Here is a 24,260-nt window from a genome sequence, read left to right as displayed (position 1 = left end):
GACGTACGTCAGCTGCTGCACCATTCGCACTCAGAAATGTCTATGTCGTTGGAGCGCACGTAGTAGGTCGTCTTCAGCCCTTCGCGCCAGGCACTCATGTGCAGCGCGAGCAGGGTGCTGGCGCGGATGGTGCTCGGCACATACAGGTTGAAGCTGATCGACTGGTCCACGTGGCGCTGGCGGCGGGCGTTCTGGCGGATGCTGGCGAACTGGTCCACCCGGTAGGCGCCTTTCTCGTAGTACGGGTAGGTCTCCAGCGACAGCCCCGGTGCGGCGACCGGGCGGCGGAAATCCTTCTTTTCTTCGTAGTAGAACGCGCCGTACACCGGATCGATCGAGGCCGTGGAGCCGGCGATCTGGGCGGTGCTCATGTTCGGTGCCACCGCCATCAGCCAGCCGTTGCGCAGCCCGTTGACGCCCACCTGCGCCGCCAGTTCCCGCCAGGCCGGGCTGTCATAGCCACGGGCGCGGAAGTACTCACCGTTCTGCCAGTCGCTGCCGACGAACGCGCTGTAGCGCCCCTTTTCCTTGGCCAGGGTCATGCTGGCCTGGATGGTCAGGTAGTTGATGCGCTCGTACAGGCTGTCGGCGTAGTCCTCGGCCTGGGCGGAGTTCCATTCGATCTGCTGCAGGGCCAGCAGGTGATGCCAGCCGAAGGTGCCCAGCCCGATCGCGCGGTACTTGCGGTTGGTGATGGTGGCCTGTGGCACCGGCAGCTGATTGAGGTCGATCACGTTGTCCAGCATCCGCACCTGGATTGGCACCAGCCGCTCAAGTACATCGCTGCTCAGCAGGTCCGGGGCGGCCGTCACCGCGCGGCCCAGGTTGATCGAAGACAGGTTGCACACCACGAAGTCGCCGGCCTGTTTGGTCGTCACGATCTGGTCGCCGCTGATCATCTCCTGGATCATGCGGGTGGGGCTCATGTTCTGCAGGATCTCCGTGCACAGGTTGCTGGAGTAGATGCTGCCGGCATGCTTGTTCGGGTTCATCCGGTTCACTTCGTCCCGGTAGAACATGAAGGGGTTGCCGGTCTCCAGCTGGCTGACCATGATCCGCTTGAACAGCTCGATGGCCTTGAGGGTGCGCCGGCTGATGCGCTCGTCGGCGACGACCTCCTCGTACTTCGCGCGGAAGCTGCCCTGGCCGCGCTGCTCATCGTGGAAGTCCTGCAGGTACCAGCCCTTGATCCGCTTCACCTCATACGGGTCGAACAGGTACCAGTCGCCGCGCCGCTCCACCGCTTCCATGAACAGGTCCGGCAGGCACACCGAGGTGAACACATCGTGCGCGCGCAGGCGCTGGTCGCCGTTGTTCAGGCGCAGATCGAGAAACGCCTCGATGTCGCGGTGCCAGACATCCAGATACACCGCGATCGCGCCTTTGCGCTGGCCGAGTTGATCTACGCTCACCGCGGTGTTGTTGAGCTGCTTGATCCACGGCACCACACCGCCGGAGGAATTGGCCACGCCGCGGATCGAGGAGCCCGCAGAGCGTACATAGCCCAGATAGGCGCCCACGCCGCCGCCGTGCTTGGAGACTCGCGCCACGTCGGTGTTGGAGTCGTAGATGCCCTGCAGGCTGTCGTCCACCGTGTCGATGAAGCACGACGACAGCTGGCCGCCCACTTTGCCGGCATTGGCAAGCGTCGGCGTCGCCACCGTCATGTACAGGTTGGACAGCGCCCAGTAGGCCTCACGCACCAGCAGCATGCGCCGCCGCCGTGAGCGCTCGCCGTGCTCGTGTTCGTGCTGCATCAGGTACAGCGCGATGGTCAGCCAGCGCTCCTGCGGCAACTCGTAGACGGCGCGCGAGTGGTCGGTGGCGAGGTAGCGGGTGGCCAGCAGGTACAGGCCGTTGTAGGCGAACAAGGTGTCGCGCTCGGGCTCGATCATCTGCCCGGCTTCCTCCAGTTCGTCCTTGGAATAGGCCTTGAGGATGTCGATCGAATACACGTTGCGGTCCGCCAGGCTTTCCTGCAGACCCACATACGAGCCGTACTTCAGCGTGGCATCGTAGAAACGGTTCTTGCTGGCGCGCTTGTACAGGCGGCGCAGATAGAGGCGGGCGGCGAAGTGCTCCCAGTCCGGCGCGGTCAGGTCGATGCGCGATTCCGCCTCGCGGATCAGCAGGTCCACCATTTCATCGGCGCTGAGCTGCTGTCGGCGTGCGATCTGCCCCAGCACGCTGCGCAGGTAATCGGCCACGTCCAGCTGCGGGAACTCGCCATGCACGCTGTGCACGGTGCGCTCCAGCCGCGCCTGGTCGAACGGCATGCGTCGGTTGCCGCCCTCCTTGGTGATCCACAGCGTCTCACTGCAGGTGGCCGCATCAACGGGGGTGTCCGTGGGCGGGGTGAGGGTCGAAGCGACGGTGTCGTCGGTGTTCATGCGTTCTCCATGCATGGCGCAGAGCCCAGCAGGCGGCGCGGCAGAGCCGTGCGGCAGCCGGACAGAGGGCGTGATTGGTGGGCAGGCCCTGCGTGTGCAGGAATACGTCGCCGCAGGCTCACATCGGTGGCGACGGGCCATGCTTCCAGGCGCCGGTCAGGTGGGCGCAACGGGGCGTTCAACAGCAACGCGGCGTTGCAACGGTGCACCGGGCCTGGCGGAAGCGGGGAGCCGATGGACACAACATAGTGGGGTAGTGGGAGCTCGTCAACCGTATATGTAGTGTCTTTTTGTCGCAGGGGGTGTCGCCTGCGCACCTGAACATGCGATACAGATTGCACTATCAAACGCAAATGCGAGCCGTTATCATTTGATGGATCACAGGGCGGTGATGCGTTCGCAACCGGATGGCAGAACCGCGCGCGCGTCGGCGCACCGCGTGGTTCAACTTCTTATTGGCTGTGGTGTTCAATGTCTTCACGTCCTGTCGTTTCCGGTTTGCCCGCCCTCGTTTCCGCCGCGTTGCTCGGCACCATGGCGATGATGGCGTTCGTATCCGTGATCGGCCCGGTGGTGCGGGTGTTGGGCCTGGCCGAGTGGCATGCCGGCCTGTCGGTCACCGCGGCCGGTGTGTTGTGGATGCTGTCGGCGCGCCGCTGGGGTGCACTCAGTGATCGCATCGGGCGCAAGCGCGTGCTGCTGATCGCATTGGCAGCCTACGCGGTGATCTACGTGGCGCTGGCGGTGTTCGTGGATGTGGCGCTGACCTCACCGCCAGCGATCTGGCTCTCCGTGCTGGTCCTGGTCGGCACGCGTGCCCTGGTCGGGCTGTTCTACGCCGCCGTGCCGCCGACCGCCGCGGCCATCATCGCCGACCAGGCCGCCCCGGGGCAGCGCGGCAGCGTGATGGCCAAGCTTGGCACCGCCAATGCGCTGGGCATGGTGCTGGGCCCGGCCGCCGCCGGTTGGATCGCCTACCAGAATCTCTCGCTTACCCTGTATGTGGCCGCGTTGTTGCCGTTGTTGTCGCTGCTGATGATCTGGTGGCGCCTGCCGAATACGCCGCCCGTCGCGCCGACGCACACCGGCCCGAAACCAACGCTCGGCCTGGGCGATGCGCGCCTGCGCCTGCCATTGCTGGCGGTGTTCGCCGCGATGATCTCGGTCACCGTCGCGCAGGTGACGGTCGGCTTCTTCGCGATTGATCGGCTGCAGCTCTCCCCGGCAGACGGCGCGCGCATGGCCGGGCTGGCCCTGACCGCGGTCGGTGTCGGCCTGATCTTCGCCCAGGGGCTGGTGATGAAGCTCAAGGACATCCGCCCGACGCGCTGGATCCTGGTCGGGGCGCTGATCTCCGGGCTGGGCTTTGCGTCGGTCGCGCTGGTCAGTGTGCCGTGGCAGCTGCTGGCCAGTTATGCGATCGCCGCGTTCGGCATGGGGTTCGTGTTCCCCAATTTCCAGGCGCTGGCGGCCGATTCGGTGGAGGCGCATGAGCAGGGCGCTGCGGCAGGTACGGTAGCGTCGGTGCAGGGCATGGGCATGGTGGTCGGGCCGATGATCGGCACACTGTTGTATCGGTGGTCGCCGAGCGCGCCGTACCTGCTGGTGGGCGTGGTGCTGCTGATCCTGGCGGGCTCTGCCGCCCTGCATCGTGCGCGGGGTGCGGCATGAACGAGATGCTCGCCAGCGGCGTGGCCGATGAGATGACCGACACAGCCACCGCTGATGCGGCCGACGCCCCGTACTTCCTGCTGCGCAGCCCGCAGCAGGCGATGGAAGCGCACGGTGTGCGCGCGCGGCTGCCGTCCGGTGCCACCGCCACCTTGGCCGGGCGCGTCGCCGCGTTCTTTGCCGCGCCGCGCTCCGGCCCGCGCCTGCTGGTGGGGGCGGTACCCTTTGATCCCGAGCAGGGCGATGCGCTGTATCAGCCGGATCAGGTGTCTGGCCAGCCCACGGTGGTCCGCGTGGAAACGCCGACCCTCGTTGGCGATGTGCTCGCCGAACCGTCTGCCGATGCGTATGCGCAGGCGGTGGCGGCTGCCGTCACGGAACTGCAGCGCACCGACTGCCCATTGGAAAAAGTCGTGCTCGCGCGCAGCCTGCGGGTCACCACCGCGCAGCCGCTGCATCCGCGCGTGCTGGCCGCACGCCTGGGCAAAGACCCCAGCGTGGCGACCTACGTGGTCCCGGTACCCGCAGCAAGTGCGGGCGACGCGGCCTGGCTGGTCGGCGCCACCCCGGAGCTGCTGGTCTCCCGACGCGGTGACCGTGTGCTCTCGCATCCGCTGGCCGGCTCGGCCCGTCGTTCGGCCGATCCGGCCGAGGATGCACGCGCCGCGGAGACGCTGCTGGCCTCGGCCAAGGACCATGACGAGCATCGCCACGTGGTCGAGGCCATCGTGGCCGCGTTGGCACCGCTGTGCCATCACGTCGAGGCACAGCCGCGGCCGTCACTGCACGCCACCGCCACCATGTGGCATCTCGGTACCCGCATCCACGGCACGCTGAAGGATCCTTCGGTGTCCTCGGCCGCGTTGGTCGCACTGCTGCATCCCACCCCCGCGGTGTGCGGCACGCCGCGCCAGCCGGCACTTGAACTGATCCGTCAGGCTGAACCGGTCGCACGGGGCTTCTATGCCGGCGCCGTCGGCTGGACCGATGCGCAGGGCGATGGCGACTGGTATGTGGCGATCCGCTGCGCACGCGTGCAGGGCACCGAAGTGCGCCTGTATGCCGGGGCCGGCATCGTCGCCGAGTCCCAACCCGATCTCGAGGTGGCCGAAACGGCTGCCAAGTTCATGGCCCTGCTGACCGCGCTCGGCGTCCATGACGTTCGTCCTTTCTGATGTGCGGGAGCTGTCCATGAACGCATCCTTCTCTTCCGCCCGGGTGCCGCTGCGGCAGGTCTGGCCGCCGGCCCTGGTCGCGCGCTATCGTGCGGCCGGCCATTGGCGCGGCGAGACCTTTCCGGGCTTCCTGCGCGAACGCGCCGAGCGCTTCGCCGGTGATATCGCAGTGGTCGGCGGCGATACGCGCCTCACCTATGCCCAGCTGTGGCAGGAGGCCGGCCGCATCGGCGCCGGCCTGCTCGCGCAGGGCTTGATCCCGGGTGACCGGGTGGTGGTGCAGCTTGGCAACGTGCCGGAATTTGTGACCGTGGTCTGCGGGTTGTTCCGCGCTGGTTTGATTCCCGTGTATGCATTGCCCGCGCACCGCATCACCGAGGTCGTGCATTTCGCCCGCAAGGCCGAGGCCAATGCCTATATCGCTGCCTCCAGCTACGAGGGGTTCGATTACCGCACCCTTGCGCGCGAACTGCAGGTGCAGGTGCCCGAGGTGCAGCACGTCATCATCGCCGGTAACGCGGCCGGGTTCACCGCGCTGGAGTCGCTGGCAGGCGATCTTGATCAGCTGCCCGCCGATCCTGACCCGCAATCGGTCGCCTTCCTGCAGATCTCCGGGGGCAGCACTGGCCTGTCCAAGCTGATCCCGCGCACGCACGACGACTACCTGTATTCCTTCCGCGCCAGCAACCAGATCTGTGGCATCACCCAGGACAGCGTCTATCTCGTGGCGCTGCCGGCTGCGCACAACTTCCCGATGAGCTCGCCGGGGTTCTTCGGCACGCTGTACGCCGGTGGCCGTGTGGTGCTGAGCCCGGGCGCGGGCCCGGAGACCGCGTTCGGCCTGATCGCGCGCGAGCGGGTCACCTGTGTCGGCCTGGTGCCGCCGCTGGCGCTGCTGTGGGCGCAGGCGGCCGCAACGACCACGCACGATCTCTCCAGCCTGCAGGTGGTGCAGGTCGGCGGCGCCAAGCTGGTGCCGGAGGCCGCGCGCCGGGTGATCGCCGGGCTGGGCTGCACCCTGCAGCAGGTGTTCGGCATGGCCGAGGGCCTGGTCAACTACACCCGCCTGCACGACAGCGAAGACATCATCGTTTCCACCCAGGGCCGCCCGATCAGCGAAGACGACGAGGTGCTGGTGGTCGACGACCACGGCAACCCGGTTGCAGACGGTGAGACCGGCCATCTGCTTACCCGCGGCCCGTACACCATCCGCAGCTATCACAACGATCCCGCCGCCAACGCACGCGCCTTCACCGAGGACGGCTTCTACCGCACCGGCGACAGGGTGCAGCGCCTGCCGGGCGGCTATCTGGTGGTGCAGGGCAGGGCCACCGATCACATCAACCGCGCCGGTGAGAAGATCTCCGCCGAAGAGATCGAAGACCATCTACTGGCACACCCGAGCGTGTTCGATGCGGCGGTGGTCTCCATTCCCGATGCCTACCTTGGTGAACGCAGCTGCGCTTTCATCATTGCCCAGGGCGAGCCGACCAAGGCCGCCAGCCTCAAGGCCTGGGTGCGCAGCCGTGGCCTGGCGGCGTTCAAAGTGCCGGACCAGATCGTGTTCGTCGATGCCTTCGGCACCACCGCTGTCGGCAAGATCAGCCGCCGCGAGCTGCGTGCCCAGCTGCGCGAACGTTTCATGCAACAGACAGGAGAAACGCGCTGATGGCGCTGCCCAAGATCCAACCGTACCCCCTGCCGACCCAGGCCGAACTGCCCACCCCGCGCGGCGCGTGGCAGCCGCAGACCGAGCGCCTGGCGCTGCTGGTGCACGACATGCAGCGTTATTTCCTGGCCGCGTTCGCGCCGGATGCGGCGCCGCTGGCACCGGCCGTGGCCAACATCGCCCGCCTGCTCGCGCATTGCCGCGCCCGTGGCATCCCGGTGTTCTACACCGCCCAGCGGGGCAACCAGGATCGCTGCGACCGGGGCCTGCAGGCCGACCTGTGGGGCCCGGGCATGTCCGCCACCGAAGAACACGAAGCCATCGTCGAGGCCGTGGCCCCGGCGCCGGGCGATCACGTGTTGGTCAAGCACCGCTACAGCGCGTTCCAGCGCAGCAATCTGGAGACGATGATGCGTGCGCGAGGCCGCGATCAGCTGCTGGTCACCGGCGTGTACGCGCACATCGGCTGCACCGCCACCGTCGCCGAGGGCTTCCAGCGTGACATCGAGAGCTTCATCGCTGCCGATGCCGTCGCCGATTTCTCGCGCGCCGATCATGACTTCGCCCTGCACTGGATCGCCCGTACCTGTGGCGTGCCGATGACCACCGATCACCTGCTGGAGACCCTCGCATGACCGCACTCACCCTGGCGCGCATGCGCGCCGATGTCGCCGAGATGCTCGGCGAAGCGCCCGAGGACATCAGCACCGAGGAGAACCTGATGGACCTCGGCCTGGATTCGATGCGTGTGCTGGGGCTGGTGCTGGCCTGGGGCAACACCGGGATCGCGCTGGAGTTCAGCCATCTGGCCGAGCACGCCACGCTCGGCGGCTGGTGGACGGTGGTGCAGCGCCTGCAGGCACAGGCGGCGGCCAGCGCATGAAGGCCCGTGCGGTGCCGGGTGCGGCCGAGCCCATCGTTCGCGGGCTGAGCGAGGCGCAGGCTGGCCTGTGGTACGCGCAGCGCCTGGCGCCGGACAACCCGGCCTTCAACACCGCCCATGCGGTATGGATCGAAGGGGCGCTGGACGTCGCGGCCTTCGTGCGCGCCGCCGACCAGGCCGCGCAGGAGGCCGAGGCACTGGCGCTGCGCATGGTCGAGAGCGCAGAGGGCTTGCCCGTGCAGTGGGTCGATCCACAGCACACGCCGGCGCTGCAGGTGATGGATCTGTCCGATCAGCCGGACCCGGCCGCGGCGGCGCGCGAGGCGATGCAGCGCGACCGCCTCAACCCGGTCGATCCGGCCCGCGACCGGCTCAGCCAGCAGCGTCTGTTCCTGCTTGGGCCGGCACGCAGCGTCTGGTATCTGCGCGTGCACCACCTCGCCACCGATGGCTATGGCATGGGCCTGCTCACCGAGCGGGTCTGCGCGCTGTATGCGGGCAACGCATCACACGCCGCACTGGCGCCACTGGCCCCCGCGTTGGAGGAAGACGCCGCGTACCGTGCCAGCGAGCGCCGCACGCGCGATGCCACCTACTGGCGCGAGCTCATGGCCGATGCGCCGGGCGCCACCGGTCTGCAGGCCGGGCTTGCTGCCGCCGCACCGGATGCACTGCGCCACGTACAGCCGATGGCGCCGGCCCTGCGCGAGCGCCTGCACCGTGCCGCCGCCGCGATCGGCCAGCCCTGGCCGGACCTGTTGACCGCGCTCGGTGCCGACTACTGCCGCCGGATCAGCGGCGAAGCCGAGGCCATCATCGGCGTGCCGTTCATGGGCCGGCTCGGCAGCGTTTCCGCCCGTGTGCCGGCGATGGTGATGAACGTATTGCCGCTGCGGGTCACGGCCGGCGAGGGCAGCGTGGATGCCTTCGTGCGTGAGGTCGCCCTGCGCCTGATGCGCGGCCGCCGCCACGGGCGTTACCGCGGCGAGCAACTGCGTCGCGATCTCGGCCTGATCGGTGGCCAGCGTCGCCTGCATGGCCCGCTGGTCAACGTGCAGCCGTTCTATCGGCCGCTGCAGCTGGCCGGCGTCCACGCCACGCTGGAGGTGCTGTCCACCGGTCCTGTCGATGATGTGACGCTTGGCTTCCGTGGCGATGGCAGCGCCGTGCTCGATCTGGAGATCGAGGCCAATCCTGCGCTGTATACCGCCGCGCAGGTGCAGGCGCACGCCGCACGGCTGCTGCATTTCGTGTCGGCCGCGCTGCAGGTGCAGGCCGATGGGGGCGAGATTGCAGCGGTGCCGCTGTGCACGCCAGAAGAAGCGCAGCGCTATCTATATGACATCAACGCCACCGCGCACCCCGTGCCCGAGGTCAGCCTCGCCGCACTGATCACCGCGCGCATGCACCGAACGCCCGAGGCCGTCGCCGTGGTCTTCGGCACGCAGCAGCTCACCTACGCTGCACTGGAGCAGCGCAGCCGTGCCTTGGCGCTGCAGCTGCAGGCGCAAGGCGTCGGCCGCGAGGCGAGGGTGGTGGTCGCGCTGCCGCGCTCGCTGGAGCTGATCATCGCCCTGGTCGCGGTGCTGCGGGCCGGGGGTGCTTACCTCCCGGTGGATCTGGCCCACCCGGACGAGCGCCTCGCTCGGATCCTGCGCTCGGCCGAACCGGCGTGCGTCCTGGCCCTGGAGCAGGACCGCGTCCGCTTCCCGGGCACCGCCGTGCTCCCCCCCTCGCAATGGCAGCACGCCAGCGACGCGGCACTCGGCACCGCACCGGCGCCCGCAGACGCGGCCTACGTCATCTATACCTCCGGCTCCACCGGCGAGCCCAAGGGCGTGTTGATCGAGCACCGCGCCATCGTCAACCGCCTGGAGTGGATGCGCGAGCACTATGCCTTCCAACCGGACGACCGCATCCTGCAGAAGACCCCGGCCACCTTCGATGTCTCGGTCTGGGAGTTCTTCCTGCCGCTGATCAGCGGCGCGACGCTGATGGTGGCACCGCCTGAGGCGCATCGCGATCCCCTGGCGCTGGCCGCATTGATTCGCGAGCACGCCATCACCACCCTGCATTTCGTGCCGGCCATGCTGGCCGCGTTCCTGGCGGCCCCTGCCGCACGTGGGCTGCAACTGCGACGCGTGTTCACCAGTGGCGAAGCACTCGATGCCGCGTTGCGTGACCGCTTCCATGCCACCGTCCACGCCGAACTGCACAATCTCTATGGCCCCACCGAGGCGGCCGTGGATGTCAGCTTCTGGCCGGCCAGCCGCGACGACACCTCCGCGCTGGTGCCGATCGGTCATCCGGTCTGGAATACCCGCCTGTATGTGCTCGATGCCCGGATGCAGCCGCTGCCGCCCGGCGTGGCCGGCGACCTGTATCTCGGCGGGGTGCAGCTGGCACGTGGCTATCTCGGCCGCGCCGACCTCACCGCCGAGCGCTTCCTGGCCGATCCGTTCGTGCCCGGGGGCCGCCTGTACCGCACGGGTGATGTGGCGCGTTGGCGCGAGGATGGGGCCGTGGAGTACCTCGGTCGCAACGATCACCAGATCAAGCTGCGCGGCCTGCGTATCGAACTCGGCGAGATCGATGCGGCACTGCGCTCTGCACCCGGCATCACCCGTGCCGAGGTGCTGCTGCGCGAGGACCGGCCGGGCGAACCGCGGCTGGTGGCCTACCTCAACACGGGTGGCCCGGAGCAGGAAACGCTGCGTACCCATCTGGGCGCGCGCCTGCCGGACTACATGGTGCCCAGCGCCTTCGTGGCAGTGGAACACTGGCCGGTCACCGCCAACGGCAAGCTGGATCGCGCCGCGTTGCCGGCGCCCACCCAGGCGGTCTCCACGGGCGTGGCGCCGGTGACCACCACCGAGCAGGCGCTGGCCGCGCTGTTCGCGCAGACGCTCTCACTCAGTGCACCGGTCAGCGCCGACGCCGATTTCTTCGCATTGGGCGGTGACTCGCTCAGTGCCGTGCACCTGTTGCTGGCCATCCAGCAGCAGTGGCGCTGCGACCTCGGCCTGGGCGCGGTGTTCGCCGCCCCGACCGTGGCCGGGCTCGCGGCACGGATCGATGCGCCGCCGGCCGCTGCCGATCATGGCCTCGCGCCGATGATCCGGCTGGCCAGGAGCGATGCCGCACTTGCGCCGCTGTATGTCATCCATCCCGCAGGCGGCATCGCCTGGAACTATCGTGATCTGGCCCGGGCGCTGTCGCCCACGCGCGAGGTGCAGGGCATGCAGTCGCCCGTGCTCGATCCCGACCAGCCGCTGCCCACCAGCATCGAGGCCCTGGCCGCGGACTATGCAGCGCGCATTCTCGCGTTGGGTCGGCCCGGCCCGGTGCATCTGCTAGGCTGGTCGGTCGGCGGCATCCTCGCCCAGGCGATGGCGGTACACCTGCGCGGCCTCGGCCATGAGGTGGGCGTGCTGGCGCTGCTCGATGCGTACCCCAGCGAGTGCTGGCGGGCCGAGCCCGAGCCGGACCCGATCGCCGCGCTGCGCGCCTTGCTCGCCATCGCCGGCCACGATCCGGATGCACACCCCGAGCTGGACACCCGCGCGCGCATCCTGGCCTTCCTGCGCCGCGGCGACAGCGCGCTGGGCAACCTGCCGGATATCGTTCTCGATGGCGTGGTCCGGGCCGTCACCGGCACCAACCGCCTGATCCGCGCCCATCACCACACGCACTACGAGGGTCCGCTGCTGCACGTCCGGGCCGGCCGCGACCACCTCAACCGCCCGCAGTTGCAGTCGGCCCTGTGGCAGGCCCACGCAGCGCACGTGGAGGCGATCGAACTCCCTTATCTGCACGCCGAACTCACCGGGCGCGATGCCGTGGCGCAGATCGCGCCGTGGCTCGATGCGCACCTTCAGCGGCACGACGCACTCAGGACATCGGCATGAAACTCACCGGATTCGACGGCACCATCGCCCTGGTCACCGGCGCCAGCGGCGGCATCGGCGCGGCCCTGGTGACCTTGTTGCGTGACAGCGGCAGCATCGTGGTCGCCACCGATATCACCGCGCCCGTGCTCGAGCAGCGGGCAGGGCAGCCGCCCCTCCACGCCCGCGCACTGGATGTCACCGATTCCGGCGCGGTGGAGGCGCTGGTCGAGTGGATCGAACGCGAGATCGGCCCGATCGGCTTCGGCGTCAACGTGGCCGGCGTACTGCAGGTCGGCACCGTCACCGGCATCGATGATGCGCAGTGGCGGCAGGTCTTCGCGGTCAACACCGATGGCGTCTTCCACGTCTGCCGGGCACTGGCCCGGGTAATGAGCCCACGCCGGGCCGGTGCCATCGTCACCGTCAGCTCCAACGCCGCAGGCGTCCCGCGCCACGGCATGGCCGCCTACGCCGCCTCCAAGGCCGCCGCGACCATGTTCACCCGCTGCCTGGGGCTGGAACTGGCACCGCTGGGCATCCGCTGCAACATCGTCGCCCCGGGTTCCACGCTCACCCCCATGCAGACCGGCATGTGGGCCGACGACCACGGCGCGGAGCGGGTCATCGCCGGCTCGCTGGAGACTTACAAGGCCGGCATTCCACTGCGCAAGCTGGCCACCCCGGACGACATTGCCCAATCGGTGATGTTCCTGCTCTCCGACCAGGCCGGGCATATCGCCATGAGCGATCTCTACGTGGACGGCGGCGCGACGCTGCGCGGGTGACCGGCAGCCGCCGTCCTCCTTCCCGAGGCAGGGCGTTCAGGCGCAGACCGTAGCGCTGATCGTGGCTGGCAATAGTGATAGCCACTGCAGAACGCGAATTATGCAACTCGAGTCATAGAGGCCGGGCAGCGACTTCTCCTATCCTCAAGGTGTCCCCGGTCCTCGGGGAACGCGCTGCCTGCTGCGTCGTTGAGCGCCCCGCGACAAGGTCGCCCGCTTGACCCACACCGCAGTTGCCGCCGCAGGACGCGGCGTGAGCAATCAATGCGCGCGCACCGATTCCAACGACGAGGTCTTTGCCATGAAACGCATCCTGCTGGCGGACGACCATCCCGTCGTCCGCACCGGTCTCCGCTCGGTTCTTGCTCACGTACCGGAGTGGGCGATCGTCGGTGAGGCGGCCGACGCCGCGCAGCTGGAGGATCTCCTGCTCCTGCACCGCTGCGAACTGGTCATCACCGATCTCTCCATGCCCTTCGGGCAACGGCCGGACGGCATTCGGATGCTGGCCGATATCCGCCGCAATCATCCACGGGTGCGCCTGCTCGTGGTGACCTCCTTCAGCAATCTTGTCGTGCTGCGCGCGGTGGCGCGGCTGGGGGTTGAAGGCATCCTTGAGAAAACCTGCGCATTGGCGGTACTCACCGAGGCCGTCAGCACGGTCCTGGCGGGCGGCCGCTTCTACTCCGGCGATCTGGCCCAGCGGCTCAAGGCGTCCGCCACCGGCACGCGTGCGCTGAGCGCCAAGGAAAGCGAGGTGGTGCGGCTGATGGCACACGGCCTGAGCATCAAGCAGATCGCCGACATCCATCGGCGGACGGTCAGCACCATCAGCAGGCAGAAAGGCGCGGCGATGAAGCGGCTCAATCTGAAATCCGACTACGAGCTCATGCTCTATGCCAAGTCCATCGGCCTGTCGCCCAGCGGAAGTTGAGCCGCGCAGAGTGCGAACAGGTCCGCCCTTCTCGAAAGTAACGGAATTTTATCAAGTTGTTGCATGGTGCCGCGCAACGCGGCTGCCTACTGTGAGGTGCTGGTCGGGAAGGGCGCGCAGCGCTCCCCACGTTTCCCGGCCAGCCTCCCCAACTACAACACCAAGGAAAGAACCCGATGAACCTGATCACCAAGCTGTTCGCTGCCGCTGCCCTGGCAACCGCGTCGATGTCCGCCCATGCGGTACAGGCCGACATCACCGTCTGGGCCGATATCGACCCGACGCTTGCGCTGCTCAAGGCCGATGGTACCCCGCTGAGCGATGTGGTCGAGCTGGGTTACCGTGCGGGTAGCGGCACCACTGCCGGCCTGGTGCCGTGGACCGACCAGGTGCGCGTGTTCTCCAACGACATCACCAAGGACATCACCGTGCGCCTCGGTTCGGCACCCAGCCTCATCCCGACGATGGCAGGCCCGACCGCAACGGCCGTGCCGCTGTCGGTCCATCTGAACTCGGTCGCGGTGACCGTCGGCGGCGTGGATTTCACTGCAGCCTCGCTGTTCCCGGGTTCCAACTACCCGGGCGCCTCGATCGTGCTGCCGCTGACGATCTCGCAGACCACCGCAGGCCCGATCGCCGTTGCCGGTCGCTATGAAGGCATCGTCAGCCTCGTCATGGTGCAGAAGTCGTAACAAACGCCTGTGCGGTGCAGCCGCCGCCTGACCGGGCGGCTGCGCTGTGGGCTACCTGCCATGCACACTCCTTACCTATCCTGTTCCCGCCTCACCATGGCCATGGCTGCCGTGCTCGCCTGCGCCGCTGCGGGCGCGCGCCCGGTGCCCGCCGGATTCGAGGACCTTGTGGCCGGCCAGACCGAACAGCTCGACGTCCGTTTGATGGGGCGCTCGGCAGGCGTCTGGCCGGTGTTCGTCACGCCCGACGGCGTGCGCCTGCTGGATCCGGAGCCGGTGCTGACCGCGCTGGAGCTCAGTGAGGAGGCCAAGGCCGCACTCGTGCCGGCACTGTCGGCCACGCTGCCGCGCAATGGTCACCTCGCCTGCGACAACGTGGTGCCGGACAGTGGCTGCGGCTACCTGGCGCCCACCGATGACCCGACCAGCATCGGGGTGATCCACGATGAAAACGAAGGCGTACTGAATCTCTTCCCGGCACGCCAGTGGCTGCCGTCGGCAAGCCCGGTGCGTGACCGCTACCACCGCCCCAACGAGGCCGCGCAGAACGCCCTGCTGCACCAGCAGATGTTCAACATCAGTGGTGGCAGCGGCTACATGAGCCTCTCGGCGATGGGCACCGGCATGCTGGGGGTGTTCCGCGACGGACACATCGGCGTGGACTGGACCTACAACCGGCAGCAGCAGCGCGGCCTTGGCAGCCGCGATACGTTGTCCTTCAATGACCTGTACCTGCGCAATGATCTGGCGCGCAAGCACTATGTGCAGGTGGGCCGCATGGACCGCCGCAACCTCTCCAGCGCCGAGGGCGGCAATTTCGCTTTCAGCATGCTGCCGCTGGACCGCTTCGAGGGCGTCCGCTTCGGCACCACCCAGGCCTATCTGGACCGGGCGGTGATCGGGCAGGGCAGCCCGTTGACCGTGCTGCTCAGCCGCAACGCACGCGTGGATGCCTACGATGGGCAGCGCCTGCTGCAGAGCTTCTACCTGGACAGCGGCATCAATGATCTGGACACCACGCGGTTTCCGACTGGCAGCTATCTGGTCAACCTGCGCATCTTTGAAGATGGCGTACTGGTGCGCACCGAAGACGCGCCGTTCAGTAAATCCGGTGCCACCTGGGATGAGGACAGCAGGCAATGGTTCGTGCAGGGCGGGCGGCTGATCACGCACGATGAGCGCGATCACCGCGGCGCGCTGCAGGCCGGCCTGCGCCTGCCGCTGCACCCCAACCTGGCCATGACCGTGGGCTCGGCCATCGTTGACAACATCGCCTACGGCGAGCTCCGCCTGGAGGGCCGCAAGGCGTTGGGCACCCATGAATTCACCGGCAGCAGTGCGATGCTGCGCGGCGATGACGGCAGCCGCGGCCTGCAGCAGCAGGCAACGTACCGCCATCGTGTGTCGGGCACGGTCTATCACCAGCGCATGCGCGGTGGGGCCTGCCGTGGCAACTACATCAACCCCGAATCGCTGGGCTGCAGCGATGCGCTCAGTGCCTCGCTGTCCACCCCGTTGGCGGGCGGCAACCTCTATTTCGGCTATACCCGCCGTACCACCTTCACGCTGGGCCGCGAGCAGAACCTGCTGCCGTGGTTCGACGACGGCCTGCCGCCCGGCGCGCCGTGGCGCCCGGGAGACCGCGAAGGCCAGCTCACCCGCACGTTGCAGGCCAACTACAGCCGCAGCTTCCAGTGGCGCGGCATGAGCCTGGCCACGCGCACCGGCGCATTCACCCAGCACACCGGCGCCAGCCAGGGCCCCCGCCGCGACAACGGGGTGTACGTCAACCTGGCCGTATCCCGCGTGGTCCGCACACCGATGACCACCCGCCAGGACCGCGTTGGGCTGGACCTGCAGCATGGCCGCGAGGAGCAACCGCGCGCCGGCTATCGCATCGGCCGTACCCGCCGCTGGGAGTGGGGCACCGGTTACCGCGAGCTGGGCGGCGAGTTCAATGGCCGCAGCAACGGGCAGAACAGTGCCAGCGCCAGCGTGCGCCAGCAGGATGATTACGGCGCCACCGCCGCCACCGCCTCGCACTACCGCAGCCGCGACCAGGGGGAAACGAGCTATACGGCCACGCATACCTCCTCCTTCGCAGTGGGCCGGGGCGGGCTGTTCTGGGGCAGTGAGTACGGCAGCGGGGCGGGTGTCGCCGTGCAGGTGGACACCCCCGAAGACATCGAACTCAACGGCCACGCGGCCGAGGTGCGCGTGGCCGGTGCCCGCCGCCAGACGCTGCGCTTCGGCCAGCGCTGCCTGCTGCCGCTGAGCAGCTACACCCTCACCCGTGCCGAAGTGCAGGACGTCAGCGCGCACGACGTTGCCGCCGCCGTGCGCGTGGAGGGGCAGGGCAGTGGCCAGTCCCTGTTCCTGCCACCTGGAAAACTCTGGATGATGCCCATCGAACTTGACCTGACCTACACCTTCATCGGCAGCGCCCACGACGACGAGGGCGTCGCCCTCCACGGCGCACGCATCCTCAACGCGCCGCTGCCTTCGCTGGGAAATGACGGCGGCTTCATCGCCGATTTCCCGCAGCGCGAAAAAACCCTGTATCTGCTGCAGGAAAACCGCCTGATGGAGTGCCCCCTGCAGGTGCGTGAGCGCCGCAGCGTGGTGTTCATGGTGGGTGCGGTGCGCTGCCAGCCATTGGCCGTTGACCGGCTACCGTCGAAGATCCAGCAGCAGGCGCGGGTGCAGCGGTTGCTGCGCGAGCAGGCGCTGGGCGAGCAGCTGCCTTCGGTGGCGGGGGCGCAGCCATGAGGGCGCTGGATTGGATCATGGCGCTGAGCATTCTGGTTGGCACAGTACTGCCGGCAAAAGCGCAGCGCCCGCCGGAAGTCAGCCCATCGGACAAGCATGAGCGCATCGCACTCACTTACGACCGGAGCGTGATGCCAGGGGATCAGATTCTCTTTCCGGCCCGAACGATCCTTGCGCACAGCTATGCGGAAGGCGATGGGTACGGCGGCGTGTACATGGTCTGTAGATCCAATTCTGACCCAAGTCACGGCCGATGCCCCACGGCGGACACGGGCGAGCCGGTGGGAAGTGGCAGTGAGATTCCGCTCCGCTTCCGGGAGCGTCGGAGTGGTTTGACCGTTGAGCTTTCGGTACGTGGCCATTTGTCTCGCATCGAACGCACACAAAACTGCTTTCGCGACTGGTGGCAACCGGCACGCTACCCCTTGTCCTCGTCAACGTCGGCGGTGTGCGTCGTCGATAAGCCAGTTGGAACAGGCGCAGAAATCACGCTTCCTTCGAGCGAGTTAGCCAAGCTTGTAGCGGGCCGGTGGGACGCCACGCTTGAGCTCACGCTGCAGAGAGAGGGCGGGCGCTTGGCAAGCTATACCTTCACCTTCGATCTCACCATCACCGACCACGACCGCGTCAGCATCTACTTCCCCCAGTACGACCAGGCCACGCCGCACGTGGGGCTCAACGTGAAGTACAACCCGGTCGGCACGCCCTCGTTGTCCGGTCGGCGCGACCTGGATATGTGCCTTTACGACGGCCTCGGCTCGCAAAGCCCGTACCTGGAAATAAGCGTCACCGATACGGGCCGGCCCGCGCCCGGGCGCCCGCCCGAGCGGTTCTCGGTCTGGAATGCGGCGGCCATCGGCAGCGACGAACGCGACCGGCTGGATTACACCGTCACCCTGCGCCATGCCGGCGTGCCGATCCGGATGCAGAACGGACGGCTGGAGCCCTTGAATGGCATCGATAGTGCGGAGCTGCGCCTGGTGGTGCTGCCGGGCATGGCGCTGCCGGTGTACTGCGTGCCCACACCGCTGACCCTGGAGGTGCCGCGCGTGGATGCCTCGTCCAAAACCGAAGGCTACTACCAAGGCAATTTGACCATCGTCCTGAACGTTCCCACGGGCACGCCCTGATGGCCCCCCAACGAGACACCGTAATGAACAGCCCCATCGCTCGCCTGCAGGCCCTCCTTTTCCTGGCGGCGGCCACATTGGCCGCGCCCGCAAACGCCAACCTGAGCGTGCACCCCATGCGCCTGCCGGTGCACGATGGCCATACCGGGCAGATCCGGGCGCATTCGCAGACCAGCCGCACCCAGTACGTGCAGACCCGGGTGCTGCGCCTCGAGCATCCGGGCACCGAAGAAGAAACCGAGGTCGAACTTGCACCCGGCCACCGCGATGGCGTGGCGGTCACCCCCGGCAAGTTCGTGCTCGCCGGGGGCGGCAACCGGCTGGTCCGGGTCATTCCGTTGGCATCGGTCCAGCAGGAAACGCCGTACCGGGTGTATTTCGAGGGTGTCCCGCCCCCGCGCGAAGAGAGTGCCGAGCAAGAACCGGACAACCCGGTCGCCAACGTCGGCGTCAGCCTGGTCTGGGGCGCACTGGTCCACGTCATCCCGGCCCAGCCCGTGCCGGACATGCGTATTGATGGGGCTGAACTGCACAACGTCGGCAATGTCCGCCTGGGCGTGACCAGCATCCGGGCGTGTACGGCTGCGACGCAATGCACCGAACACGCCGTGGAACGCAGCGTGTATCCGGGTGCGCGCATGGCGCTGCCGTTCGATCCCGCTGGCACCTCGCAGATCACCGTGTCCTATCGCCTGAGCTACCAGGGGTATCGGGACCACCACAAGGTGCTCACGCCCTAAGACGGCCGCGCTGTATTCCGGTCGCCGCCGCAAACGGCGCGGCCGGGTATCTGCTCGCTTCCCTTCTGCCACCGCGGCACCGCCGTGGACGGCAACGCTTTGCCTTTTTCTTTTTTTGACCCATGGAGTACTTCAGCGTGAACCACATTTACCGCCTCATCTGGAACACCGCCCTTGGCTGCTGGATGGTCGCCAGCGAGCACACCAAGGGCCGCGGCAAGCGCGCCAGTGGCGCACGCGCCGTGGCAACCGCCGCCGTTGCGCTGGTGCTTTCGCTTCCGGTCATGGCTGCGAACGATGTTGCTGCGGACGATGCCGAAGAGCAGCTGCGGTTCACCGTGGTGCCGGAAGCCGTGATGTCGCCGTTCGCAGCGCAGGGCGTCGCACCACGAGCCGTCGCGGGCATCCTCAATGTCCACAATCAGACTGCGCTCACCTCCGATTCTTCCTACAAAAACGCGACGCTGAGCGGCGATCATTCCATCGTGCTCGGCTCGCGCTCCGCGGTGAGCGGCGGCTATTCGACGGCATACGGGAACCAGGTGGTGGTGAACGGGCCCGATGGCAGTGCCTTTGGTTTCGGTGCCAATGCCGATGGTATAGGGGCCACTGCGTTGGGTGCGAAGGCGCGGGCGTCCCACTTTGCGTTGGCGGTTGGCTACTCGGCCTCCGCCACGGGCACTGCCGACGTGGCGATTGGTAATAAAGCTGTAGCATCCGGCACGTACAGCAACGCCATGGGTTACTCGGCGACCGCCACAGGCGCGAACAGCGTGGCCATCGGCACCCTCGCCAAAGGGGCAGCCAGCAGTGCCGTCAGCCTCGGCAACCGCGCCGAGGTCGCAGCCGCGGCGACAAATTCGGTGGCTTTGGGGAGTACCTCGAGCGCTACGGCGGCCAACACAGTGTCGGTCGGCAACGCGACGCTGAAGCGCAAGATCGTCAATGTGGCCGATGGCGCGCTGACTGCCAGCAGCACCGAGGCTGTCACTGGCAAACAGTTGAACGCGACCAATCAGACCATCTCCACCAACGCGGCCAAGGTCCAGAGCCTTATTACCGAGGCATCGTCTACCGGTACGGTGCGCGTAGGTATCGGTAACGATGGCGTACGCCTGGATGTACGGAACAAGGATAATCAGAACCGCACGCTGACGGGCGTGAGCGACGGTGCGCTGAGCGCCACCAGCACGGAAGCGGTGACCGGCAAGCAGCTGCACGCCACAGACGGCAAGGTGACCGGCGTCGACAACAAGGCCGTTGCGGCGCAGACCACCGCCACCGCTGCGGCCACGGCCGCCAACAAGGCGCAGACCGGTGCGGACCTGGCCACCACCACCGCCAATACAGCCTTGGCAAAGCTGGCCAGCACGAGAGTCGAGCTGGGCGAGGGCGCCGCCGCGACCGGCACCCGCGGCACGGCCATCGGCACACGTAGCGCTGCCAGCGGGCGTCTGAACGCCATTGCACTCGGTACGGATGCCAAGGCCAGCGGCGATGCCTCGTCGGTGGCAATCGGCACTGAATCACACGCCGATCACCAATACGCCGTTGCCATTGGGCACCGCGCCAGGGTCACCGGCAACACATCCACCGCGATCGGGTATGAAGCGCTGGCGTCCGGGGCTGGCGTGACAGCCATTGGCCGGTCCGCCACCGGCAGCGCTGACTACACCGTGGCGCTGGGCCATAATGCCAAGGCAAGCGGTGCCAGCGCGATCGCATTGGGTCACGGTTCCGTTGCTACGGTAGCCAACACGGTGTCTGTTGGTAGCGCGAGCCAGCAACGCAAGATCGTCAATGTGGCCGATGGCGTGCTCAGTGCAGCCAGCACCGAGGCGGTGACCGGCAAGCAGCTGCACGCCACAGACGGCAGGGTTGCCGCCGCCGACAACAAGGCCACCGCAGCGCAGACCACCGCCACGACGGCAAGCACCACGGCCAACAACGCCGTTGCCAAGCTGACCAGCGCGCAGACTGCCTTGGGCAAGGACGCTGTCGCCACGGGTACCAATGCCACTGGCGTAGGCATCCACGCAAAGGCCTCCGGGGCCAATGCCACTGCACTGGGCACCGGCGCTGAAGGTGCTGGCTCCTCGGCGGTTGCTCTCGGCGCGGGCACCAAGGCCATGACCTCCGGCGCCGTGGCACTGGGACAGGCAGCCAGTGCCTCACAGGCCAATGCAATGGCCATGGGAGCACAGGCCTCTTCGACCAACAGCTACGCCACTGCGGTCGGCTATCAGGCCGCGGCCAGTGGCTCAAGCGCGGTAGCCATCGGCTCTGTCTCCAGCGCTGCGGCGCAACACTCGCTGGCCTTCGGCGACCGTGCATCGGTTGCTGCCACCTCCGCAGCGGGCATGGCGTTGGGCCGCGGTGCGAAGGTGGACGAGAACGCGAGCAAGGCCGTTGCGTTGGGTACTGAATCGGTAGCCACCGTGGCCAATGCGATCTCCGTTGGCAACGCGACTCTGAAGCGCAAGATCGTCAACGTGGGCGACGGCCTGGTGGCGGCCGGCAGTAGTGAGGCGGTCACCGGCAATCAGCTCAGTGCCACCAACACCAACGTGACCGCGGCCACCAACACGGCCAACACGGCGAAAGCCGACGCTGCCACCGCGCTGACCCAGGTCGGTGCCGTTGGTGGATTGATCCGCCAGACAGCAGCCAACGCCAATGTTCGCATCGGTGCCGAGAACACCGGCACGATCATCGATGTGCGCAACAAGAATGAAGCGGGCCGCAAACTGAGTGGCGTCGCCGATGGCGCGCTCAGCGGTACCAGCACTGAGGCGGTCACAGGCAAACAGCTGCATACCACCAACACCAACGTGACCGCTGCCGACAACAAGGCCACCGCGGCGCAGACCACGGCGACCGCCGCGGCCACGGCTGCCAGCAAGGCGCAGACCGGTGCGGACCTGGCCAACAGCCTTGTCAGCCAGGCCTCGGCTACGGGCAATGTCCGCTTGGGTGCGCAGAACACCGGCCGTACGCTGGATGTGCGTAACCAGGGCGGCCTGACCCGCACGGTGTCGGGTGTAACTGACGGTGCGCTGAGCGCTACCAGCACGGAAGCGGTGACCGGCAAGCAGCTGCACGCCACCGACGGCAAGGTGACCGCCGCGGACAACAAGGCCGTTGCAGCGCAAACCACCGCCACCGCTGCGGCCACGGCGGCCAGCAAGGCGCAGACCGGTGCGGACCTGGCCAACAGCCTGGTCAGCCAGGTCTCGGGCACGGGCAATGTGCGCTTGGGCGCGCAGAACACCGGCCGTACGCTGGATGTGCGTAACCAGGGCGACCTGACCCGCACGGTGTCCGGTGTGACCGATGGTGCGCTTAGCGCCACCAGCACGGACGCTGTGACCGGCAAGGTTTTTTTTGCGGCCAAGGTCCAGAGCCTTATTACCGAGGCATCGTCTACCGGTACGGTGCGCGTAGGTATCGGTAACGAAGGCGTACGCCTGGATGTACGGAACAAGGATAATCAGAGCCGCACGCTGACGGGCGTGAGCGACGGTGCGCTGAGCGCCACCAGCACGGAAGCGGTGACCGGCAAGCAGCTACACGCCACAGACGGCAAGGTGACCGCCGCCGACAACAAGGCCGTTGCGGCGCAGACCACCGCCACCGCGGCTGCCACGGCGGCCAACAAGGCGCAGACCGGTGCGGACCTGGCCAACAGCCTGGTCAGCCAGGTCTCGGGCACGGGCAATGTGCGCTTGGGCGCGCAGAACACCGGCCGTACGCTGGATGTGCGTAACCAGGGCAACCTGACCCGCACGCTGTCAGGTGTAACCGATGGTGCACTGAGCGCCACCAGCACGGACGCGGTGACCGGTGGCCAGCTGTTCGCCACCAACGAAGTGGTCAAGAACCAGAAGGAGGTGGTGGCCGGCAACACCCGGCTTATCGGCGATAACCGCAGCAGCATCGCCACGCTGCGCACCGACCTTGATGCAGCGACGGCAAATCTGGACTACGCGGTGATGTTCAACAAAGAGCGCACCGTGGTGGATCTGGGCAACGCCCGGATCAGCGGCCTGGCGGCGGGGGACATCAGCCGGGCCGACAGCAGGGAAGCGGTGAACGGGGGGCAGTTGTTTGCCACCAATGCACGTGTTGGTTATCTTGAGGACCAGCAACGCTACGTAGCGGTGGGTTCAGACGAATACAGCGAAGCGGCCCGCGCTGGTTGGGGCGGTGTTGCAATCGGCACTGGAACCGAGGCAGCGGTTGATGGCGAGGGCGCAACCGCTTTGGGGAGCTTTGCAAAAGCCGCTGGTGACAATTCAGTTGCGCTCGGGCGTGCTGCACACGTACATGCTGGATCTGCTGGCGGCTTCGCGCTGGGTACTCTTTCTCAGGTTGCCGTACAAAATGGTGTCGCATTGGGGACCGCAAGTGAAGTCCGAGTTGGGGCTCAAAGTAGTGTGGCGCTCGGTTATGCGTCCATTGCGACCGAATCCAATAGCCTGTCAATCGGCAACTCCAATCTCAAGCGCCGGATCGTCAACCTCGGCGCTGGCATCGCCGACGATAACGCGACAACCGTCGCCCAGCTCAACGGTGCGCTGGATGGTCTCGGCGGCGGCGCCAGCGTTGACGCCACCGGAGCGATCACGGCCCCCGAGTATGTCCTGAGCGGTGGCACCTACGACAACGTCGGTACGGCATTGCTTGCACTGGACTCCGCCGTTGTGACCACCAAGTCCGATGTGGATGCCTTGGGTAGTCAAGTCAACCGCCTGTTCCAGGAAGAGGCCAGCACCCGCACCGACGGCCCCGGCCGCCTGAACCTGGGCGGGGCCCACGGCATGGTGCTGGGCAATGTGGCCAACGGTCTGATCGCCTCCGGCAGCCGCGATGCGGTCAACGGCGGGCAGCTGTATGAGGTGCAGAAGAACCTGCAGGGCCAGATCGATACGCTGGAAGGCCGCGGCAGTGAGCCGGTCGCGATGATGGCCCGGATGGGTACGCCGGTGGAAACCCCGGTGGACACCCCGGTTGCCAAGGTCGATGCGCCCGAGCCGGTGGTCAAGGCCGAGGGGGACAACGCCGTGGCCGTGGGCAGCGAAGGCAAGGAGCGCAGCGTCCGCCACGTGGCCAAGGGCACGGCCGATACCGATGCGGTCAATGTCCGCCAGCTCAATGACGTACTCACGCAGTCCAACGAGTACACCGATCTGGCGGTGGAAGGCTTGAACAAGCGCCTGGATGGCATGGACAAGCGCTTCAACCGCATGGCGGCGATGAGCAGTGCACAGAGTGCGATGGCGATGAACACCGCCGGCCTGAATACCTACAACCGCCTCGGCGCGGGTGTGGGCCATTCCGATGGCGAATCGGCTCTGGCGGTGGGCTACCAGCGGGTGATGAACGAACGTGGCTCGGCCACCTTCAGCCTCAATGGCGCCTTCACCAACAGCGGTGAGAAGACCGTCGGTGTGGGCGTGGGTATCGGCTGGTAAGCGGCACGTAGCCCTGCGGCTTGTATAGGCTGCCCGGGTCGGTATGACTGGGCAGCCG

At 67.4% G+C, this 24,260-nt stretch carries 14 protein-coding genes; 13 read left to right on the top strand and 1 reads right to left on the bottom strand.

Features of this window, described 5'->3' with window-relative positions:
* Positions 1 to 8: 8 nt before the first annotated feature.
* On the bottom strand, positions 9 to 2,390 hold the full coding sequence (locus BCL79_RS02000) for a ribonucleoside-diphosphate reductase subunit alpha (RefSeq protein ID WP_121036936.1): 2,382 nt from the start codon (positions 2,388 to 2,390) through the stop codon (positions 9 to 11).
* A 471-nt stretch (positions 2,391 to 2,861) separates the two neighbouring features.
* On the opposite strand from BCL79_RS02000, the gene BCL79_RS01995 reads away from it, so the two are divergent.
* The 13 genes from BCL79_RS01995 to BCL79_RS01935 all read left to right on the top strand — a co-directional run bounded on the left by BCL79_RS01995 (position 2,862) and on the right by BCL79_RS01935 (position 24,202).
* On the top strand, positions 2,862 to 4,061 hold the full coding sequence (locus BCL79_RS01995; RefSeq protein WP_121036935.1) for an MFS transporter: 1,200 nt from the start codon (positions 2,862 to 2,864) through the stop codon (positions 4,059 to 4,061).
* Complete coding sequence (locus BCL79_RS01990; protein WP_121036934.1) at positions 4,058 to 5,236, top strand: isochorismate synthase; 1,179 nt, start codon at positions 4,058 to 4,060, stop codon at positions 5,234 to 5,236. Before BCL79_RS01995 ends, BCL79_RS01990 begins: the two co-directional genes overlap by 4 nt.
* A gap of 16 nt (positions 5,237 to 5,252) precedes the next feature.
* Complete coding sequence (locus tag BCL79_RS01985; protein ID WP_121036933.1) at positions 5,253 to 6,905, top strand: (2,3-dihydroxybenzoyl)adenylate synthase; 1,653 nt, start codon at positions 5,253 to 5,255, stop codon at positions 6,903 to 6,905.
* Positions 6,905 to 7,540 (top strand): isochorismatase family protein, encoded by a 636-nt coding sequence (locus tag BCL79_RS01980; RefSeq protein ID WP_121036932.1) that lies wholly within the window; start codon positions 6,905 to 6,907, stop codon positions 7,538 to 7,540. The genes BCL79_RS01985 and BCL79_RS01980 overlap by 1 nt, the downstream gene beginning before the upstream one ends.
* Positions 7,537 to 7,788, top strand: coding sequence for a phosphopantetheine-binding protein (locus BCL79_RS01975; RefSeq protein WP_121036931.1), 252 nt, complete (start codon positions 7,537 to 7,539; stop codon positions 7,786 to 7,788). The genes BCL79_RS01980 and BCL79_RS01975 overlap by 4 nt, the downstream gene beginning before the upstream one ends.
* Positions 7,785 to 11,696 (top strand): non-ribosomal peptide synthetase, encoded by a 3,912-nt coding sequence (locus tag BCL79_RS01970; RefSeq protein ID WP_121036930.1) that lies wholly within the window; start codon positions 7,785 to 7,787, stop codon positions 11,694 to 11,696. Before BCL79_RS01975 ends, BCL79_RS01970 begins: the two co-directional genes overlap by 4 nt.
* The gene (locus BCL79_RS01965) at positions 11,693 to 12,463 is read left to right on the top strand and encodes a 2,3-dihydro-2,3-dihydroxybenzoate dehydrogenase (RefSeq protein ID WP_121036929.1); all 771 of its coding nucleotides are present in this window, start codon (positions 11,693 to 11,695) and stop codon (positions 12,461 to 12,463) included. The genes BCL79_RS01970 and BCL79_RS01965 overlap by 4 nt, the downstream gene beginning before the upstream one ends.
* A 217-nt stretch (positions 12,464 to 12,680) precedes the next feature.
* Positions 12,681 to 13,397: a response regulator transcription factor gene (locus BCL79_RS01960; RefSeq protein WP_147433832.1), complete on the top strand. Its 717-nt coding sequence runs from the start codon at positions 12,681 to 12,683 to the stop codon at positions 13,395 to 13,397.
* Positions 13,398 to 13,573: 176 nt separating this feature from the next.
* Positions 13,574 to 14,089, top strand: coding sequence for a CS1 type fimbrial major subunit (locus BCL79_RS01955; protein ID WP_121036927.1), 516 nt, complete (start codon positions 13,574 to 13,576; stop codon positions 14,087 to 14,089).
* A 102-nt stretch (positions 14,090 to 14,191) separates the two neighbouring features.
* On the top strand, positions 14,192 to 16,858 hold the full coding sequence (locus tag BCL79_RS01950) for a TcfC E-set like domain-containing protein (protein WP_259462078.1): 2,667 nt from the start codon (positions 14,192 to 14,194) through the stop codon (positions 16,856 to 16,858).
* A gap of 17 nt (positions 16,859 to 16,875) precedes the next feature.
* A complete protein-coding gene (locus BCL79_RS01945; protein ID WP_121036925.1) occupies positions 16,876 to 17,988 on the top strand; it encodes a CfaE/CblD family pilus tip adhesin in 1,113 nt (370 codons plus the stop codon).
* Positions 17,989 to 18,011: 23 nt separating this feature from the next.
* Positions 18,012 to 18,728, top strand: coding sequence for a pilus assembly protein (locus BCL79_RS01940; protein ID WP_121036924.1), 717 nt, complete (start codon positions 18,012 to 18,014; stop codon positions 18,726 to 18,728).
* A gap of 137 nt (positions 18,729 to 18,865) precedes the next feature.
* Positions 18,866 to 24,202 (top strand): ESPR-type extended signal peptide-containing protein, encoded by a 5,337-nt coding sequence (locus tag BCL79_RS01935; RefSeq protein WP_183073636.1) that lies wholly within the window; start codon positions 18,866 to 18,868, stop codon positions 24,200 to 24,202.
* Positions 24,203 to 24,260: the final 58 nt, after the last annotated feature.

This window comes from Stenotrophomonas rhizophila (assembly GCF_003651185.1).
In the GTDB taxonomy this organism is placed as follows: domain Bacteria; phylum Pseudomonadota; class Gammaproteobacteria; order Xanthomonadales; family Xanthomonadaceae; genus Stenotrophomonas; species Stenotrophomonas maltophilia_Z.
Note: the sequence above shows the minus strand (reverse complement) of the source record. Positions and strands in the feature narration are given on the sequence as shown.

Coding starts and splice junctions, on each gene's coding strand:
- BCL79_RS01940 (WP_121036924.1), top strand. CDS start 18,012: ATGAACAGCCCCATCGCTCGCCTGCAGGCCCTCCTTTTCCTGGCGGCG.
- BCL79_RS01970 (WP_121036930.1), top strand. CDS start 7,785: ATGAAGGCCCGTGCGGTGCCGGGTGCGGCCGAGCCCATCGTTCGCGGG.
- BCL79_RS01975 (WP_121036931.1), top strand. CDS start 7,537: ATGACCGCACTCACCCTGGCGCGCATGCGCGCCGATGTCGCCGAGATG.
- BCL79_RS01995 (WP_121036935.1), top strand. CDS start 2,862: ATGTCTTCACGTCCTGTCGTTTCCGGTTTGCCCGCCCTCGTTTCCGCC.
- BCL79_RS01965 (WP_121036929.1), top strand. CDS start 11,693: ATGAAACTCACCGGATTCGACGGCACCATCGCCCTGGTCACCGGCGCC.
- BCL79_RS02000 (WP_121036936.1), bottom strand. CDS start 2,390: ATGAACACCGACGACACCGTCGCTTCGACCCTCACCCCGCCCACGGAC.
- BCL79_RS01990 (WP_121036934.1), top strand. CDS start 4,058: ATGAACGAGATGCTCGCCAGCGGCGTGGCCGATGAGATGACCGACACA.
- BCL79_RS01945 (WP_121036925.1), top strand. CDS start 16,876: ATGGCGCTGAGCATTCTGGTTGGCACAGTACTGCCGGCAAAAGCGCAG.
- BCL79_RS01980 (WP_121036932.1), top strand. CDS start 6,905: ATGGCGCTGCCCAAGATCCAACCGTACCCCCTGCCGACCCAGGCCGAA.
- BCL79_RS01950 (WP_259462078.1), top strand. CDS start 14,192: ATGGCTGCCGTGCTCGCCTGCGCCGCTGCGGGCGCGCGCCCGGTGCCC.
- BCL79_RS01955 (WP_121036927.1), top strand. CDS start 13,574: ATGAACCTGATCACCAAGCTGTTCGCTGCCGCTGCCCTGGCAACCGCG.
- BCL79_RS01985 (WP_121036933.1), top strand. CDS start 5,253: ATGAACGCATCCTTCTCTTCCGCCCGGGTGCCGCTGCGGCAGGTCTGG.